Annotated in this window: 18 protein-coding genes and 1 tRNA gene; 10 read left to right on the top strand and 9 right to left on the bottom strand. The window is 54.3% G+C overall.

The features are described 5' to 3' along the window. Positions 1-30 precede the first annotated feature (30 nt). From D7D48_RS03605 to D7D48_RS03595, 3 genes are read left to right on the top strand one after another with little or no spacing between them, the layout of a single operon-like run. Entirely contained in the window at positions 31-375 is a 345-nt protein-coding gene (locus tag D7D48_RS03605) for a zinc-ribbon domain-containing protein (protein WP_125229988.1), read from the top strand. Continuing rightward, entirely contained in the window at positions 376-837 is a 462-nt protein-coding gene (gene nrdR / locus D7D48_RS03600; protein ID WP_125229987.1) for a transcriptional regulator NrdR, read from the top strand. After that, entirely contained in the window at positions 834-1,556 is a 723-nt protein-coding gene (locus tag D7D48_RS03595) for an RNA methyltransferase (RefSeq protein WP_125229986.1), read from the top strand. The genes nrdR and D7D48_RS03595 overlap by 4 nt, the downstream gene beginning before the upstream one ends. A 35-nt stretch (positions 1,557-1,591) precedes the next feature. Here D7D48_RS03595 and D7D48_RS03590 read toward each other — a convergent pair whose 3' ends face one another. Next, a complete protein-coding gene (locus D7D48_RS03590; RefSeq protein WP_125230866.1) occupies positions 1,592-1,909 on the bottom strand; it encodes a chorismate mutase in 318 nt (105 codons plus the stop codon). A 179-nt stretch (positions 1,910-2,088) separates the two neighbouring features. Here D7D48_RS03590 and rpsD point away from each other — a divergent pair, with 179 nt between their 5' ends. The 7 genes from rpsD (at position 2,089) to D7D48_RS03555 (ending at position 8,114) form a co-directional block, all read left to right on the top strand. Then, positions 2,089-2,703 carry a 30S ribosomal protein S4 gene (gene rpsD / locus D7D48_RS03585; RefSeq protein WP_125229985.1) on the top strand — a complete coding sequence of 205 codons (615 nt, stop codon included), beginning with the start codon at positions 2,089-2,091 and terminating at the stop codon, positions 2,701-2,703. A gap of 196 nt (positions 2,704-2,899) precedes the next feature. After that, the gene (locus D7D48_RS03580; protein WP_125229984.1) at positions 2,900-4,579 is read left to right on the top strand and encodes a M28 family metallopeptidase; all 1,680 of its coding nucleotides are present in this window, start codon (positions 2,900-2,902) and stop codon (positions 4,577-4,579) included. Positions 4,580-4,583: 4 nt separating this feature from the next. Further along, positions 4,584-5,564, top strand: a complete 981-nt coding sequence (locus tag D7D48_RS03575; RefSeq protein WP_125229983.1) for an agmatine deiminase family protein — start codon at positions 4,584-4,586, stop codon at positions 5,562-5,564. A 64-nt stretch (positions 5,565-5,628) separates the two neighbouring features. Then, entirely contained in the window at positions 5,629-6,489 is an 861-nt protein-coding gene (locus D7D48_RS03570) for a class I SAM-dependent methyltransferase (protein WP_125229982.1), read from the top strand. A gap of 123 nt (positions 6,490-6,612) precedes the next feature. Beyond that, on the top strand, positions 6,613-7,479 hold the full coding sequence (aguB, locus tag D7D48_RS03565; RefSeq protein WP_125229981.1) for an N-carbamoylputrescine amidase: 867 nt from the start codon (positions 6,613-6,615) through the stop codon (positions 7,477-7,479). Continuing rightward, the gene (gene folK / locus D7D48_RS03560) at positions 7,463-7,996 is read left to right on the top strand and encodes a 2-amino-4-hydroxy-6-hydroxymethyldihydropteridine diphosphokinase (RefSeq protein WP_245964322.1); all 534 of its coding nucleotides are present in this window, start codon (positions 7,463-7,465) and stop codon (positions 7,994-7,996) included. Before aguB ends, folK begins: the two co-directional genes overlap by 17 nt. A gap of 42 nt (positions 7,997-8,038) precedes the next feature. Beyond that, positions 8,039-8,114: transfer RNA gene (locus D7D48_RS03555), tRNA-Lys, on the top strand. Positions 8,115-8,162: 48 nt separating this feature from the next. Here D7D48_RS03555 and D7D48_RS03550 read toward each other — a convergent pair. The 8 genes from D7D48_RS03550 to D7D48_RS03515 are packed head-to-tail and all read right to left on the bottom strand — an operon-like array spanning position 8,163 to position 17,360. Then, on the bottom strand, positions 8,163-8,948 hold the full coding sequence (locus D7D48_RS03550) for an enoyl-CoA hydratase-related protein (protein WP_125229980.1): 786 nt from the start codon (positions 8,946-8,948) through the stop codon (positions 8,163-8,165). Between the two features lie 43 nt (positions 8,949-8,991). Then, a complete protein-coding gene (locus D7D48_RS03545; protein ID WP_125229979.1) occupies positions 8,992-10,158 on the bottom strand; it encodes an acyl-CoA dehydrogenase family protein in 1,167 nt (388 codons plus the stop codon). 14 nt (positions 10,159-10,172) lie between these two features. Continuing rightward, positions 10,173-11,330 carry an acyl-CoA dehydrogenase family protein gene (locus D7D48_RS03540; protein WP_125229978.1) on the bottom strand — a complete coding sequence of 386 codons (1,158 nt, stop codon included), beginning with the start codon at positions 11,328-11,330 and terminating at the stop codon, positions 10,173-10,175. 1 nt (position 11,331) lies between these two features. Beyond that, a complete protein-coding gene (locus D7D48_RS03535) occupies positions 11,332-12,189 on the bottom strand; it encodes an HTD2 family dehydratase (protein ID WP_125229977.1) in 858 nt (285 codons plus the stop codon). After that, positions 12,186-13,778, bottom strand: a complete 1,593-nt coding sequence (locus D7D48_RS03530) for an acyl-CoA dehydrogenase family protein (protein WP_125229976.1) — start codon at positions 13,776-13,778, stop codon at positions 12,186-12,188. The genes D7D48_RS03535 and D7D48_RS03530 overlap by 4 nt, the downstream gene beginning before the upstream one ends. Continuing rightward, complete coding sequence (locus tag D7D48_RS03525; RefSeq protein WP_125229975.1) at positions 13,775-14,989, bottom strand: acetyl-CoA C-acetyltransferase; 1,215 nt, start codon at positions 14,987-14,989, stop codon at positions 13,775-13,777. The genes D7D48_RS03530 and D7D48_RS03525 overlap by 4 nt, the downstream gene beginning before the upstream one ends. Next, positions 14,986-16,188 (bottom strand): CoA transferase, encoded by a 1,203-nt coding sequence (locus tag D7D48_RS03520; RefSeq protein ID WP_125229974.1) that lies wholly within the window; start codon positions 16,186-16,188, stop codon positions 14,986-14,988. The genes D7D48_RS03525 and D7D48_RS03520 overlap by 4 nt, the downstream gene beginning before the upstream one ends. Before the next feature lie 17 nt (positions 16,189-16,205). Continuing rightward, complete coding sequence (locus D7D48_RS03515; RefSeq protein WP_125230864.1) at positions 16,206-17,360, bottom strand: acyl-CoA dehydrogenase family protein; 1,155 nt, start codon at positions 17,358-17,360, stop codon at positions 16,206-16,208. Between the last annotated feature and the right edge of the window lie 286 nt (positions 17,361-17,646).

Raw genomic sequence — 17,646 nt, 5'->3', positions numbered from 1 at the left:
ACCCATCTAATACACAGAAGGGAAATGACCATGGGATTTTGTAACGAATGTAATGCGGCATATGGGGATGGCGCGAAGTTCTGCCCCAATTGCGGTGCGAAAACACCGGAACAACGGGCCGCAGAAAGCATACCCAATCAGGCACGGCATTACATGGGTGAGGCAGCAGGCGAGTTGTGGGGCGCGACCAAGGATGCTTTTCACACCGGCAAGCATCTCGCTGATCAAGATACCGTGAAGAAAGTTGCTGGCGGTGCCGCGATTGGCGCAGCAGCTGGCATTATCGCCCCAATCGGGCTTGCAACCGGCGCATTGATTGGTGCAGGCATTGTCGCTTATCGGCATGTGAACAAGAAAAAGAATCAGGAAAAATAATTGCGCTGCCCATTTTGCGGACATGAAGATAGCCAGGTAAAAGACAGCCGTCCGACTGAAGACAATAGCGCGATCCGACGTCGGCGGCAGTGCGAGGGTTGCGGTGGGCGCTTCACAACCTTTGAGCGCATTCAACTGCGTGAGTTGGTGGTGATCAAAAGTGAGGGCAAGCGTGAACCGTTCGATAGGGAAAAGTTAGAGCGCTCGCTATCCGTCGCGTGCCGAAAGCGGCCAGTTGACAATACGCATATCGAAAAGCTCGCGTCCGCAATCCAGCGGCAGCTTGAAACCCTTGGTGAAAGCGAAATCGAAACCAAACGTATTGGCGAATTCGTCATGGATGGCCTGAAAGCGCTGGATAGCGTTGCCTATATCCGCTTCGCGTCAGTGTATAAGGACTTTAGCGAAGCCAAGGATTTTGAAGATTTCGCCGGAAGTGTGGTCGAAGCGGCGCTGAAATGAGCGCGTCGCCCATCATCATTTTGTGCCGTCCGCAATTGGGCGAAAATATTGGTAAGGCCGCGCGTGCCATGCTCAATTTTGGCCTAACCGAAATGCGTTTAGTCGCGCCGCGCGATGGATGGCCCAACCCCAATGCAGGTCCCGCAGCATCGGGGGCGGACATTGTGTTGGTGAACGCCCAAGTTTTTCCAACGCTTGCGGAGGCAACCGCGGACATTGCCCATGTCTATGCGACAACGGTGCGCAAGCGTGGCGTTACCAAGCCGGTAATAACGCCCGAAGTGGCCGCTGGGGAGATATTCGGCAATACAGGACGAAGCGCGATCTTATTCGGAGCCGAACGTTCCGGCCTTGAAAGCGACGAAGTCAATGTTGCCCGCGCAATTATCACGGTGCCGATAAATCCTGAATTTGGTTCGCTGAACTTGGCGCAGGCGGTCATCCTATGCGCATATGAATGGTCGAAGACGCAAACATTGGCGAGCCCACCCAAAACAGATTTGGAACCACCCGCCACGCAGTTCGAACTGGACGGCCTGATTGCGCAATTGGATGGCATGCTGGAGCCGCTGAATTATTTCACGCCCGTCGATCGCGCGCCCGTCACGCGCCGCACATTACGCAATTTACTGACCAAGCCAGCATGGAATGCGCTTGAAGTCAGGACATTACGTGGTGTGCTGACAACATTGAATAGACGGCGACCACCCGAAGATTAAATGTGAGGTCCTTAGCGCTGCCCTTGGTAAAGCAATCAGGCGCGATTGGCATCCCATTTATCGAGTTCGTAAGCGATAGAAGCTTCAACCAAACGCTCCCACAAATCCGCAACCACTTCAACGGGAATGCCCAAGCCAGTTGCCGAATCATGCACGTTTTTGAGCACCTGCTGCTTGCGCGCTTCGTCGCGAACGGAGCTGCGTTCTGATTTAATCCGTGCGGCGGCATCCATATAAGCGAAGCGAACGGCCAATAGCTCCACCAATTGCGTATCCACCGCATCAACGCCCGCGCGCACTTCGGTCATATCATTGCAATTGGCGGGTTCGACTGGGCTTGGGATGCTGTTCATGGCCGCGCCTTTACGTTTCCGCACCCGTAAAGTCGAGCCAGATGTTGACATAAGGCCTATCAACGGCCATAGGCGCCGCTTCGCAATCGACCCTGCATTCCGGTGAAGCAGGTGTCCGGTACATCCCAGATGTATCGCGCGGTACCGGAAACAATGTTGTTAGCAATTGGAGACTGAATATGTCGATGCGCAAAAGCTCGAAGTATAAACTTGACCGCCGGATGGGTGAAAACATCTGGGGTCGCCCAAAATCCCCTGTAAATAAACGCGAATATGGTCCAGGCCAACATGGTCAGCGCCGCAAAGGTAAGCTGTCCGATTACGGCATTCAGCTGCGCGCAAAGCAGAAGCTTAAGGGCTATTATGGCGACGTGACTGAAAAGCAGTTCAAGCGCGCCTATCAAGAAGCGAGCAACATGAAGGGCGATACGTCGCAGAACCTTATCGGTCTGTTGGAGCGTCGTTTGGACATGGTTGTGTATCGCGCCAAGTTCGCACCAACCATTTTTGCTGCACGTCAGATTGTTAGCCATGGCCACATTCGCGTTAACGGCGTGAAGTGCAATATCGCCAGCCGTCAGGTTGCCGTTGGTGACGTCATCAGCCTTGGACCGAAAGCTAAGGAAATGGCTCTGGTTATCGAAGCTCAAGGCCTCGCCGAGCGTGACATTCCTGAATATGTTGCCGTTGATGGCAATGACAAGGTAACCTTCGCACGCGTACCGACGCTTGATGAAGTACCTTATCCTGTGAAGATGGAACCAAATCTGGTCGTCGAATTCTATTCGCGTTAATCTTCTCAAACAGATTATAAAAAAGGCGGTCCATGTGGCCGCCTTTTTTTGTGCGCGTAAACCATGTCGGCGCGCGGAGCTTGCTCAATAAGACAGCGTAAGCCGGGGCATTCGTCCTGCAAATCTTTTTCGTTTGAGCGGTGCGGACGGGTCTGGCACAAGGCGCGCATTCATCTTTCCCTCATAGGAGAATTCCATGCGCCTGCTTTCCTTGGCACTTGTTTCGGCGTTTGCCCTGACAGGTGCGTGCCCGACGATAGCATCGTCAGATGCTGAGACATCTGCATTACCCCAGATTGTGGTTCCTGATTTGTCGGAACAAACAATGAAGGACGTCACCCGCGAGTTATCGCTTGATACATATGAAGGCCGCGCACCTGGATCGATTGGTGAAGAAAAGACCGTCGCGCACCTGATCGCGAAGTTCAAAGCGGCAGGGCTTGAGCCTGGAAATAATGGCAGTTGGACGCAGGACGTCCCCCTGATTGAAATTACCGCGAAAAATGTTTCAGCCCTAAACATTGCTGACCGGAACGGAAAAGTCATGTCCTTTGCCTATGGCAGTGAATATGTCATCGGCAGTTACCGCGAAACGCCAAAAACCGAAATTAATCAAAGCGACATGATCTTTGTCGGTCATGGCATCGTTGCCCCTGAAAAGGGATGGAATGATTATGCTGGTGTTGATGTGAAGGGAAAAACCGTTGTCGTCATGGTCAACGATCCAGATTTCGAAAACGAAGGCCTTGATGGTCCTTTCGGCGGCAAAGCCATGACCTATTATGGTCGCTGGACTTACAAATATGAAGAGGCCGCGCGCCAAGGTGCTGCTGCCGTTCTGATCATCCACGATACTGCGCCTGCCGCTTATGGTTGGAATGTCGTCAATTCTAGTTGGACGGGCACACAGTTCCTCGCACAATCCAAAGATGGCGGCAAAAGCCAGACTCAGGCCAATGGCTGGATTCAAAAATCTGTAGCTAAGGAAATTTTCGCTGCAGCAGGCCAGAATTTGGAAACGCAAATGGCGGCGGCAAAGCAAAAGGGTTTCAAGGCCGTGCCGTTGAACCTCACCGCCTCTTTCAACTTCGACAATGATATTGCGCGCAAGGCCAGTAAGAATGTGATCGGTGTGATGAAGGGTGCAAAGCGGCCCGATGAATATGTGCTATACACCGCGCATTGGGACCATCTGGGGCGCTGCACGGCGGCTTCGGATGGCGACGACATCTGCAACGGCGCCGTTGATAACGCCACGGGAACCGCCGCTCTTGTGGCGCTTGCGGAGGGCTATACCAAAGCCGGCACGCCAGACCGGTCGGTTGTGTTCCTTGCGGTCACGGCCGAAGAAAGTGGCCTGCTCGGTTCCAAATATTATGCAGAAAACCCTATCTTCCCGCTGTCGCAGACTGTTGGTGGTGTGAATATGGATGCATTTTCAATGTCTGGTCCTGCCAAAAACCTGACCGTCATTGGCAAAGGCAAGTCACAACTTGACGCTTATTTGGAAGTAGCGGCCAAATCGGAAGGTCGTACACCTGAAATGGAACCGACCCCGGAAAAAGGATTCTATTATCGTTCGGACCATTTCAGCTTTGCCAAGCTTGGCGTGCCGATGGTCTATTTTGAAGGCGGCGATGACCTAATCATTGGTGGCAAAGCAGCGGCTCAAGCAGCAGCAGAGGACTATGAAAAGAACCGTTATCACGCGCCCGATGATGAATTTGACGAAAATTGGGATTGGTCCGGCGTCATGTCTGATCTGAAACTATATTACCGTGTTGGCCGGATGCTTGCGATGACCAATGCGTGGCCAAACTGGAACGAAGGCGATGAATTCCGCGCCGTTCGCGACAAAAGCCGCAGCGGGAAATAAACATATGACGTTTCGCATGCCTGCGGAATGGGCCCCCCATGAATCGGTCTGGATTGGTTTTCCGAGTTCAGCTGATGCGTGGGGCGCACCACTACACCGCGCCCAGCAACAAATTGCGGCATTTGCTAACGCCGTACATGCCTCTGGTCATGGTGAGCGCGTCCATTTGGTTGCAGGTAGCGCCGAAGCTACCGCCATTGCCGTGGACCTTGTCGACAATGGCGTTCATGTCGAACAGCACCTCATTGGCGACATATGGCTACGTGACACGGCTTGTATCATCGTAAAAAACGGTAATCGCCGCATCGCACGCGATTTTGGCTTCAATGGCTGGGGAGAACGCTTCGATTATCCGGGTGACAAAAGCATTGGCCATGACCTCGCCATTGCTGCGGGATTTGACGTCACGAAGGCGGATTGGATTTTGGAAGGCGGCTCCATCGATGTGGACGGTGAAGGCCTCGCGGCGACCACTGTTGATTGTTTATTGAATCCGAACCGCAACCCCACGCTTCATAAAGAGGCGATTGAGACGCGGCTGCGCGATGACCTTGGAATCGAACGATTGCTTTGGTTGGGTGACGGCTTGGCGAATGACCACACCGATGGGCATATTGATAATCTCGCACGCTTTGTGGGTGTAAACCACATCCTCATTCCGCAAGGCCACGGCGCCGATGACCCCAATGAAGCCGTTTTTGAAGATGCCTGTAAACGCGCCGAAACATTTGGATGTCGAGTCACCCGCATGCCTTCGGTCGGGCGCTTCGTCCAAGATAGAGAAGTCGTTCCGGCAAGCTATATGAATTTTTACATTGGCAATACCGCTATCGTTGTGCCCCATTATGGCGCGCAGAATGACGATGCCGCAATTGCCGTTTTGGAGACATTGTTTCCCGACCGTAAAGTTGTGGGGGTCATGGCGGACGCTGTATTAACCGGCGGCGGCAGCTTTCATTGCTCTAGCCAACAAGTGCCCACATAACTCTATTGGATTCTCAAGCGCGCATAACCATATCCAGAGTTTGCAATTAAGAAGAGGATTTCCGATGAAAAAAGCGTTTCTACTCGCCCTTGCAGCCGCGACCCTCACCGTTCCGGCATTTGCTAACCATCACGGCGCCACGAAGGCCGACCATGACAAGATGCATAAGGCGCATCAGGAACGTTTGGCTAAAATCCTTTCCGATCCCGCGCGCGCCAATGACGCAAAGCGCGACAAATATCGCCACCCAGCGGAGACATTTGAATTTTTCCGCATCCATCCAGATCATGTCATTGGTGAATATGCTCCTGGTGGAGCTTGGGTGTCGCGCATTCTTGGCCGTTATGTGAACGAAAATGGCAAATATACTGGCCTGTATTTCGGTACAAAAACCCATTTCAGCGAGCAACAAAAACAAGGTATTGCGGCCGCAATTACCAAATTTCCGTCTGATGTTGCGGCCGTATCGGGTCGACCTGCAACGGATTTCAACGCCTTTTCCCTCAGCGATATTCCGGAAGGTGCCAAGGGCAGCTTTGACCGCATTTTGATCATGCGGATGATGCATAATATGATCAACTGGAACATCGCAGACGCCGAAATCAAGGCCATGCGCGACCTATTGAAACCAGACGGCCTGATCGGCATTGAACAGCACCGAGCAAAGGCAGACGCCCCCTACAGCTATACCAATGGCAGTAAGGGCTATATGCGCGAAGCGGACATCATCAACTTCATGGAAATCCATGGCTTTGAACTTGTTGCCAAGAGCGAAGTGAACGCCAACCCCAAGGATAGCGCAAATTGGCCAGACGGCGTGTGGACATTGCCACCTGCCTTGCGCCTGAAGGATGTTGACCGCGCGAAATATGAGGCGATTGGTGAAACCGACCGGATGACATTGTTGTTCAAAAAGCGCGATTGATAATTTTGCGGTGGCAGCGGCAGCGGCGCGAATGCGTGTCGCTGCCATCACAAAACACGCAAAAATGCGGTCCGACGACAATCATGATTGCAGCGCGTTTCTGCGTGCGGCTATAGAAGCCGCATGACCAGAAATATTACCGTCGCCGCGTTGCAACTGCCCTTTGCGGCTAGTGAAGCCGAAAACATCGATGCCGTCAGCGACCTTGTCGCGCAAGCGTCTGACATGGGCGCGCAAATCATCCTGCCGCCCGAACTGTTTTCAGGTCCCTATTTCTGTAAAACGCAGGAAGAAGCGCATTTCGCACTGGCACGGCCCACTCTCGAACATCCTGCCGTCATGGCCATGGCAAAATTGGCCAAGCGCCTGGGCGTTGCTATCCCCGCCAGCTTCTTCGAACGCGACGGGGCGCATTTTTACAATAGCATAGCTATGATTGACGCCAATGGCGAAATCATGGGCGTGTATCGCAAGAGCCATATTCCCGATGGCCCCGGCTATCAGGAGAAATATTATTTCCGTCCGGGCAATACGGGTTTCAAGGTTTGGGACGTGTTTGGCACACGCATTGGCGTCGGCATTTGCTGGGACCAGTGGTATCCCGAATGCGCGCGCGCCATGGCATTGATGGGGGCTGAGCTTTTATTCTACCCTACAGCCATCGGTGCAGAGCCGCAGGATGCGACATTGGACACGCGGCACATGTGGCGGCGGGCGATGATTGGCCATGCGGTATCAAACTGTATGCCCGTTATTGCGGCCAATAGAGTGGGCAGCGAAGATGATCACGGCCAGACAGCGCAAAAATTTTACGGCACAAGTTTCATAGCGAATGAATGGGGCGATGTAGTCGCTGACTTGGATGACGCCGAGACGGGCATATTGGTCTCCACCTTTGACCTCGACCAAGCCCGTGCGCACCGGGCCAGCATGGGCTTCTTCCGCGACCGTCGCCCAGCTTTATACACCCGCCTTGCCGAGGATATTTGATCTGTCGCATCTCTATCTCATTGGCATAGGTTCAAATCAGCCACATCCTGTCATTGGCACGCCAAACCGCATCATCCCGCAAGCGATAGCTGCGCTGGAGATGGATGACATAGATGTGTTCGCGCATTCTGCCACCATAGAATCCCGCCCGATTGGCCCGTCGTTACGTCGCTTTGCTAATGCAGCTGCAGTCGTGGCGACCGAACTTGATCCCCCTGCGCTGCTTGCCCGCTTGCATGAAATAGAAAGCCATTTCGGGCGCGTCCGTCGTGGCCAAAGCTGGCGCGCGCGGGTGCTGGACCTTGATATTCTCTTATGGTCAGGTGGCATGTGGGCCGGCAGCAATCCTGGGCTTTCCATCCCCCATCCAGGCCTGCGTTCGCGCGGTTTTGTCCTTACGCCCGCGGCCATGATTGCCCCCGATTGGCGCGACCCGGTGTCAGGTCTTAACATTCGTCACCTGCAATCGCGATTTAACCGACCAAAGGCGCTTGACCAGTCCTCCCACCGCCATTAGGGGGAGCGCTCTCCTTTGAACCCAAATAGGTTCAGGTCGGGAGGGCCCTTAGCTCAGTCGGTAGAGCAACTGACTTTTAATCAGTAGGTCGCTGGTTCGAACCCAGCAGGGCTCACCATATTTGGGGGTGGAACGCAATGTCGTACCCCGCCCCATGGCGCGCCCATTACTGGCCGGTGAAGGCCGCTTTACGCTTCTCCACAAACGCTTTGGTGCCTTCAACCGCATCCGCCGAGCTGCCTGCAATGCGCTGCCCTTCGGCTTCTGCGAGCAATTGTTCTGCGTAAGAGTTTTCTAACGCCGTCAGGATATTTTTGCGCATCACCGCATAGGCGACGGTAGGTCCGTTAGCGAGCCGGGTCGCCAGAGCGCGTGTTTCTGTTTGCAACGCTGCATCTTCCACGCATTTGTAGATCATGCCCCAATCAGCCGCTTTTTCACCGCTGATTTTCTCACCGAGCAACATCATTTCCGTTGCCCGCGCTTTACCAACCAAGCGCGGTAGCATCCATGATGCGCCGCCATCGGGGACGAGGCCGATATTCACAAAGGCCTGAAGGAAATAGCCTGACTTACCCGCGATGACAAAATCGCCGCAGAGACCGATAGAGCAGCCAACCCCAGCAGCGGCGCCGTTGATGGCGGTTACAATAGGCATATTCAAACGCGCAAGGTTCATCATCAGCGGGTTATAATGCCGAGTCAGCGCGATGTAGCTGCCCTCCCCCCGGGAAACCGATCGATCACCGCGTGCAGAAAGATCTGCACCAGAACAAAAGCCGCGCCCCGCACCCGTAATGACAAGACAACGTGCATCGCCCAGACCATTGGATACAGCATCGTTTATTTCGCCGGCCATTTCGAGCGAACACGCGTTCATGCGTTCGGGACGGTTTAGGGTGATGGTTGCAATCCGGTCGGTAACATCCAAAGTGATGGTTTCATAAGTCATGATTAGGCGCCCTCCTCCGGCATTATTCTTCTTATCGGCTAAATCAGTCGCGCGTTCCGAGCAAGTCCCGTGCGACCACCCAATTGTGAATCTCGCTTGGCCCATCATAGATGCGCATCGTCCGCAACTTGTTGGACAGCAGATATAGCGGCATTTCGCGCGTCATGCCCATCCCGCCAAACATCTGCATCGCATGGTCGACAATGTCATAGGCCGTTTCGGTGCAATAAGATTTGATCATCGAAATTTCTTGTCTGGTGTCGCGCCCTTCATCCATTTTCCAAGCGCAGTCATATGTCATCAGTCGCATGGCATGAATCCGCGTTGCGGCATCCGAAACCCAATTCTGCACCGTCTGACGCGACGACAGCGGTTTGCCAAATGTCACGCGTTGCGGCGCATAATCGATCATCATATCAAGCGCGCGCTGCGCCATGCCAATCGACCAAGACGCCATTTCTATCCGCCTTGTGCCCAACCGGACTTGCATGGGCAAAAATCCTTGCCCACGCTTGCCAAGCAATTTCCAGCCTGGAACTCGGCAATCGTCGAGCGCGATTTCATAGGTCGCCGTGCCGTCGATCATAGGAATTTTGCGTAAGACGTTAAAGCCCGGCGTGTCGCGGTCGACCAGAAATGCCGACATGCCATTTCGGCCTTCGGCATTCTTGTCCGTAACGGCCATCAATATGGTAAAATCGGCCTCGTCGGCTTTCGTGATCCAGATTTTGCGGCCGTTGATAACCCAGTCGTCGCCATCCTGAACGGCGGTGGTCTTCATCAATTGCGGGTCGGCGCCTGCGCCGGGTTCCGATATACCAATGGCAGAGATCGTCTCTCCGCGCACATAAGGCGCTAGATAATGTGTGCGCTGTTTTTCATCCGCCGCTGCCATCATCATACGCAAATTGGGCGAATCCGGGGGGATTGTGTAAGGGGTAACGCTCCGGCCAAGTTCTTCGCCAACACCAACCATGGCAACCATCGGCAGGTTCATCCCGCCCACTTCCTCGGGCGCATCCAATCCCCAGAGACCCAGATCCTTGGACACCAGATCAACACGCGCCTGTTCGTCTGTGGTTAGATAACTGCCTTTGCCCGCGGTCTCGCGCGCCAACACATCACTTTCTAGCGGTATCAGTTGGGAGTCCACAAATTTGCGGACAAGGTCTTTGAGCATTTTATGCTCTTCAGCGAGTTCGAAATTCATGGCGTATCCTTATGTTAATAGCTTCGCGGAAGACCGAGAACATGCTCGGCAAGATAGCTGAGGATCAGGTTGGTGCTAATCGGGGCAACGGTATAGAGGCGCGCTTCACGGAATTTGCGTTCAACATCATATTCCTCCGCAAAGCCAAAGCCGCCATGCGTTTGCACGCACATGTCCGCTGCGGCCCAGCTGGCTTCAGATGCCAGCAACTTCGCCATATTAGCTTCGGCACCGGGATTGCCGCCTGCATCAAATACCTGCGCGGCATGATGGACCATCAGTTCCGCAGCGCGCATGTGCGCATAACAACGGGCAATCGGAAACTGGACGCCTTGGTTCTGGCCGATGGCGCGTCCAAAAACATTGCGCTCCTTGGAATAATCCGTCGCTTTTTTGATGAACCATTTGGCATCACCAATGCATTCGGCGGCAATCAATATCCGCTCGGCATTCATGCCCGAGAGAATATAGCGAAACCCCTTGCCTTCCTCACCAATCAGCGCGGAGGCGGGAATGCGCATATCGTCGAAGAAAATTTCGGTGGTTGAATGGTTCATCATTGTCCGGATGGGCTTGATCGTCATGCCATTGCCCATGACTTTGCGCATATCGACGAGAAAAATGGAGAGGCCTTCGGTCTTGCTGGCAACCTCTTCACGTGGCGTCGTGCGGGCAAGTAGCATCATGAGGTCGGAATATTCCGCACGACTGGTCCAGATTTTCTGACCGTTGATGATGTAATCGTCGCCATCCCGTACGGCAACAGTCCGCAGCGAAAGCGTATCGGTACCGCTGGTCGGCTCCGACACACCAAAGGCCTGCAGCCGCAGCTCTCCGGTGGCGATACGCGGCAGATATTCCTGCTTCTGTTCTGCACTGCCATATTTCAGCAACGTGTTCATAATGTACATCTGCGCATGGGCCGAAGCGCCATTACAGCCAGACGCTTGAATTTCTTCCATGATCACCGCTGCCGCATCCAGCTTTAGCCCAGATCCCCCATAGACTTCCGGAATCAGCGCAGCGAGAAACCCTGCTTTGGTGAGCGCATCCACAAACTCAGCCGGATAGGCACGCGCACTATCTTTTTCCCGCCAGTACGCACCAGGAAACTCCGCGCATAATGCCTGCACCGCACGGCGTATTTCGCCAATATCCGGACTTTCAGACATTCTATTGTTTCCTTTGAGCGGTTGCAGCGGTGACTTGCCGCCCGTCTGCGGCAAAAGCGGCCATTTCAATCTCAGTACCTGATCCACGCATGACAAGATGCAAAGCCTCGCCACAAATTGCCGGCGAAAGGCCGCGGTAGGAAAAATGTGTTAACGCGTTATCGCCGAATTCTTGCTGTGCCAAATCCAGTAACAATGTGGCCGTCAAAGGGCCATGAACCACAAGTCCGCGATAACGCTCTTCGCCTTGCGCGTAAGGCACATCATAATGGATGCGATGACTGTTGAAGGTGAGCGCTGAGAAGCGGAATAATAGCGGCTCAGTTGGTACGAGCATGCGGTGATTGCTCCACCCCTCTGCATCGAAGCTTCCCATAGTATTTTCAGGCGGTGATAAAGCAGCGCCTGCCGCGGCGGCCGCACGATACACGATGCTCTGCAGCTCACGAACCGCAACACCAGCTTCGCCAATGGTTTCATGGGCGACATCGACGAATACTAATGGGCCCGATCCGCCTGATTTTTCGGTGATGGATTCTATGCGCGATGTGCGTGTTACAGCTTCACCTAATTGCAGCGGCGTGAAAAAATCTACTTTGCTGGATGCCCACATGCGGCGGGGCAACAGTACGGGCGGAAGAAAGCTTTTCGGGCTGTCGTCACGCGCGGGGTGGCCGTCTGGTCCCAGTTCCGCCATTGCCGCGTCTGGAACGCATAGGCACCAATGTAACCCCTGCGGCACTGTGCCATCGCCACTAGCCGCACGATCAAAGGTGGCAAGCCAGCGCGCCACCAGTCCATGGTCGATGCGATCTGTCCGCACTTCTTCACGTCCAATCCATGCGCCCCATTCACTCATGCCTTGCGACCTCCCATCAGACCCTTGGCTATCACATGCGCCTGAATTTCGGCGGCGCCTTCAAAAATATTCAAAATCCGTGCATCGCACAAAAGGCGGCTAATTTCATATTCCAGCGCATAGCCATTGCCGCCATGTATCTGCAGCGCGGCATCGGCATTGCTCCACGCCGCGCGCGCAGCCAGGAGCTTCGCCATACCAGCCTCAATATCGCATCTTTTGCCGGAATCCTTTGCGCGCGCCGCTGCATAAGTCAGTTCGCGCGTCATCACGAAATCGGCCAAACTCATGACGATTTTATCCGCAACACGGGGAAAACCGATAATCGACTTGCCAAATTGCTTGCGGTTGGTCGCATAGTCTAAACCAAGCTCTAACGCCCGCTTGGCAACACCCACGGCCCGCGCCGCTGTCTGAATACGCGCGCCTTCAAATGTGCGCATCAACTGTTTGAATCCCTGCCCTTCTTCACCGCCCAGCAAAGCTTCATCAGGCGCAATCATTCCATCAAATTGCAGCGCATATTCGCGCATGCCGCGGTAGCCGAGCACTTCAATCTCGCTACCAGACATGCCCTTAGCCGGGAAAATATCCACATCTGTTCCCCGCGGCTTTGGCACTAGCAGCATGGACAGCCCAGCATAGCCCTGTGCATCGGAATTCGTCCTCACGAGCATAGTCATCAAGTCAGAGCGACTTGCATGGGTGATCCAGGTCTTTGCTCCGTCAATGACCCATTTCCCATTATCACGACGCGCCCGCGTCTGTAACGCGCCAAGGTCCGAACCCGTATCGGGTTCCGTGAACACAGCTGTCGGCAATATTTCCCCGCTTGCGATCTTGGGAAGCCAATAAGCCTTTTGCGCTTGTGTGCCCCCCATCGCTATCAACTCGCCCGCAATTTCCGACCGCGTGCCAATCGACCCGGCGCCAATCCAACCGCGCGACAATTCTTCTGTCACCACGCACATCACGAGCTTCGATAGTCCCAAACCGCCATATTCGGTGGGAATGCACACGCCAAAAGTACCAAGCGACGCCATATCAGAGATGGTTTCATCAGGAATAAGGTCATTCGCAAGGTGCCATTTATGGGCGTGCGGCAATATCCTATTTGTCGTAAAGCGCCGATATTGTTCGCGAATTGCGTCCAGTTCTGCATCTTGCAGTGCCTCGCTTGGCATCTGACCATCGGCTAAAGCCTGCGCCACTGCAGCGCGCGTTTTCGCTTGGTCGCTGTCGAGCCATAACGCGCACTCTTTCGCAAGCGACTGTGCAGCTGCACGCATCCCAAGATCGACTGGACGGAAAATCTCGTTCTGCCCCATGGGCAAACCGCCGGTCAACTGCCCAAAGGTTTCAGCAAAAATCAGCGATGCAACTTGTTGGTCAAGCTGCGTCCCGCCGTCATGGCTATCCAGCCAAGCGCTCACCGCTTCCAATGCCGCTACACTGGTTGCTATCCAAGCAAGCCCATGCGCAGCGCGTTGATTATTATCAATATCACCCTGCGCCAAGCGCTCAGATAGTGCGGATTTTGCTGCGTCGCGATAGCTCCAAGCGGCTTTTAAGGCGGCTGCAATATTCATGCGCGTTCAAATACCGCCGCAATTCCCTGACCGCCGCCAATACACATCGTTTCTAGGCCGAAACGGACGTCCCGGCGATGCATTTCACGGGTCAGGTTCGCCAATATCCGACCTCCGGTTGCGCCAATCGGGTGGCCAAGCGAGATACCCGATCCGTTCACATTTAGCATATCATGGCGGCTGTCATCGTCCGACCAGCCCCATCCCTTTAGGCAGGCCAATACTTGAGGCGCAAAAGCCTCATTCAACTCTACAAGGCCGATGTCGTTCCAGCTCAGCCCGTTGCGTGCGAACAGACGCTCTGTGGCAGGGACCGGGCCATAACCCATGCGCGAAGGCTCATAGCCGGCGGCTGCCCAGCTATGAAAATATGCGATGGGTTCAAGCCCGAGTTCTTCAAGCTTGTCCTCCGCCACAACAAGGCATGCTGCGGCTGCATCATTTTGCTGGCTCGCATTGCCGGCCGTAACGACACCACCTTCGAGTGGGCGTAACGCAGCCATGGTTTCGACCGTGGCATCGGCGCGATAGCCTTCATCATGATCAAAAATGATTGGATCGCCTTTTCTCTGCGCGATGCTTACGGGCACCAATTCATCATCAAACAAGCCATTTGCCCAAGCAGCGGCAGCGCGTTGGTGCGACCGCGCGGCGTAAGCATCACAAGCTTCGCGACTGATTTGATGGTCTTTTGCTAGATTTTCTGCGGTCTCAATCATGCCACTAATCACGCCAAACCGCTCGACGGGTTGGCTCATCACCCGCCCACGCGTCAGCCGGTCATGCAGCGTCAGATTGCCGGCACGAACGCCTTTGCGAATGTCCGTGGTGTAATGTTCCACATTCGACATGCTTTCACATCCACCGGCTACGACAATGTCGCTCACCCCTGTTTGTATCATCATTGCGGCGTTCACAATGGCTTGCAGGCCCGAACCACAACGCCGATCCACATGATACCCAGGCACTTCAATGGGAAGGCCAGCCGCAAGCCATGACCAATGCCCAATACACGGTGCTTCGCCACTGCCATATCCTTGCGCAAATACCACATCGTCAACACGCGTCGGATCTATCTTCGTACGCTCCATCAACGCCTTTAGGATAATGCCACCCAATTCACCGGCATTTAAGGAGGAAAGCGCCCCACCGAATTTGCCAACGGGCGTGCGGATGGGGGCGACTATAGCGGCGCGGCGAAGCTTATTCATTTGGCAATTCCTATTATTCCAGTGTCAATGAGGCGGGCGATTTCGCCCGAGGACAGGCCGAGCGAGCTGCTCAATATCTCCTCGCTATGCTGCCCATTGCGCGGCGCGCCCTTTGCGTCGCCCCGCTGCATTTGGGGTATGGTTCCAAAGGCGCCAGCGGCAGGATAGCTGAACCCAGATGGGTTGGCTTCAAAAGCGCTAAACATCGGATTATTACCGACCAATCGTGGGTCATGCGCGGCATCCAACATGGTACGATAGGCAGAATGGACGATGCCTGCTTCATCCAGCATTACGGCCATTTGGGCATGATCGAGCGCACCAATTGCTTTTTCGAACAGCGGATACAGCGCATCGCGATGTTCAAAGCGTACGCCATCGTCTTTGGCGAAGCTAACGCCGCGCACCGCCTCGATCGCGGCCACTTGCGCGTTCAAGCCAAGCGCATGGATCAAATTTGCCCATTGGCGATGGGTAACTACGACAATCATCGTGCGCACATTGTCTTTAGTGACAAAATCACGTCCAAACAAACCATAGACCGCATTGCCAAGACGGGGGCGATTGGCATTAGCATGCAACACTTCAGCAATGCCGCCAAGATTTGCCACGGTGCCAATGGCGACGTCCGACAGGGGAATGCGAACCTCACTGCCATCGCCGGTTTGATCGCGCCTACGAATGGCTGCTAGCATCGCAAACGCCGCATAGGCGCCGCTGATGAGATCCCACGCTGGCAGCACATGGTTGACGGGTTCGGGGCCAGGCCCAGTCATCATGGGATAGCCAACGGCGTTATTCACGGTGTAATCAAGCGCTGGCGCACCGTCCGCCCAGCCCATGACCCGAAGGGTTATGAGATCCGGGCGTCCTTCCGCCAATTTGGCATGCGACAGAAAGCCTTCTGCGGGGAAATTCGTAATAAATTGTCCCGTAGCGCGCACCAATTCCTGCAATATTTCCCGCCCTTGCGGGCTGGACAAATCCAATGCCACCGACTTTTTCGCGCGGTTTAGATTTTCCCAATAGAGTGAGTCATTGGCTTCCGTAACTGGCCAGCGATGATAATCGGGACCGCCGCCAATGTGATCGACGCGGATAACCTCTGCCCCAAATTGCGCGCAATATAGACCAGCCGTGGGCGACGCCACAAAGGACGACGCTTCGATAATCTTCAGACCGTCCAACAAATTATACATGCATCAAGCTTCCGACATCAGGATTGGGCAGCCCATTCGCGGAGCATATGTTTCGCAATCTGAAGCTGCAGAATCTGCGTAGTGCCTTCATAAATTCGATAAATGCGCGCGTCGCGATAGAAACGCTCGGCATCATATTCCGCCAGATAACCCGCACCGCCATAAATTTGGACAACACGGTCAACCACGCGGCCGCACATTTCTGTGGCGAACACTTTGGCCGCGGCGGCCTTCCGCAAGACATTCTCGCCTGCATCCGCGCGGCGGGCGGCGTCGTCGAGCATGCATTCCGCCGCATAGATTTCGATGTCACTATCCGCCAACATTTGCTGGATAAGTTGGAAGTTGGCAATCGGTTCGCCAAAGGCCTTGCGCTCATTCGCATAGCGCAGCGCGCTATCCAGCGCACGGCGCGCGTACCCCGCAGCGGCAGCACCCACCGACAAGCGACCATTGTCGAGGCTCTGCATGGCAAAGCCAAAGCCCTTGCCCTCTTCCCCACCCAAAATGGCATCGGCGGGCAATTTTACATCTTCCATGATGATATCGGCGATGTGGCTGCCCGCCTGCCCCATTTTCTTGTCGGACTTACCCACGGTGATGCCCGGTGTGTCCATCGGAACGATAAAGGCCGAAACATGCGCATTTTTTGGCAAGGCCTCTTTGCTGGTACGCGCCATAATGAGGGCGACCTTCGCGAAAGGTGCATTGGTGATGTAACGCTTGGTTCCGTTTAATACCCAGCCATTGCCCGATTTTGCCGCAATAGTCTGCATAGCAGCCGAATCCGACCCTGATCCCGGTTCCGTCAAGCCAAAAGAGGCGACTTCGCCCGCTGCCAATCGCGGCAACCATTCAGATTTTTGTGCTTCCGTTCCGCCATTTTTAAATGCGGAACACACCATTCCGATGTTGATGGACGTTATCGACCGAAAGCATGGCATGGCGTAACTCAATTCACGGATCGTGCGGACATATTGCTGAATATTCATGCCCGCGCCGCCATATTCTTCGGGCATCGTTAACCCAAACAGGCCCATCTCTTGCATTTCAGCAAGGATAGAATCCGGAATAATGTCTGTTTCGAGAATTTCCTTCTCCGCCGGGATTAACCTTTCGCGAACATAACGTTGAAGTTGCGCGATAAACTGCTCGAAAATGTCGTTATCCATCATGCCCGATTCCCCCGATATCCCAAAATATCATTTCCATATGCGTTCTTTACCGACCAATTCTGCGCCGTAAATTCGAAAACTTCTTGGCAAAGCCGTGACATTAGGTTCAACGCTTGTCGACTGAAATGCTGCTTTCCCGTTCCGCTCGATCCAGATAGGTCTCATGACGATTAGGTCCAAACATTATAATCACATGCTTTTGCTTGCGTGCGCTAAAACGGGGATATTTGTGCATGCAAGAATGTCTTGTTTGCCCGATACTATGACACCCGACTATGAGGGT

It is taken from the genome of Sphingorhabdus wooponensis (assembly GCF_003933235.1).
Classification (GTDB): domain Bacteria; phylum Pseudomonadota; class Alphaproteobacteria; order Sphingomonadales; family Sphingomonadaceae; genus Sphingorhabdus_B; species Sphingorhabdus_B wooponensis.
The sequence above is the reverse complement of the archived record's forward strand: the minus strand, read 5'-3'. Positions and strand labels throughout refer to the sequence as shown.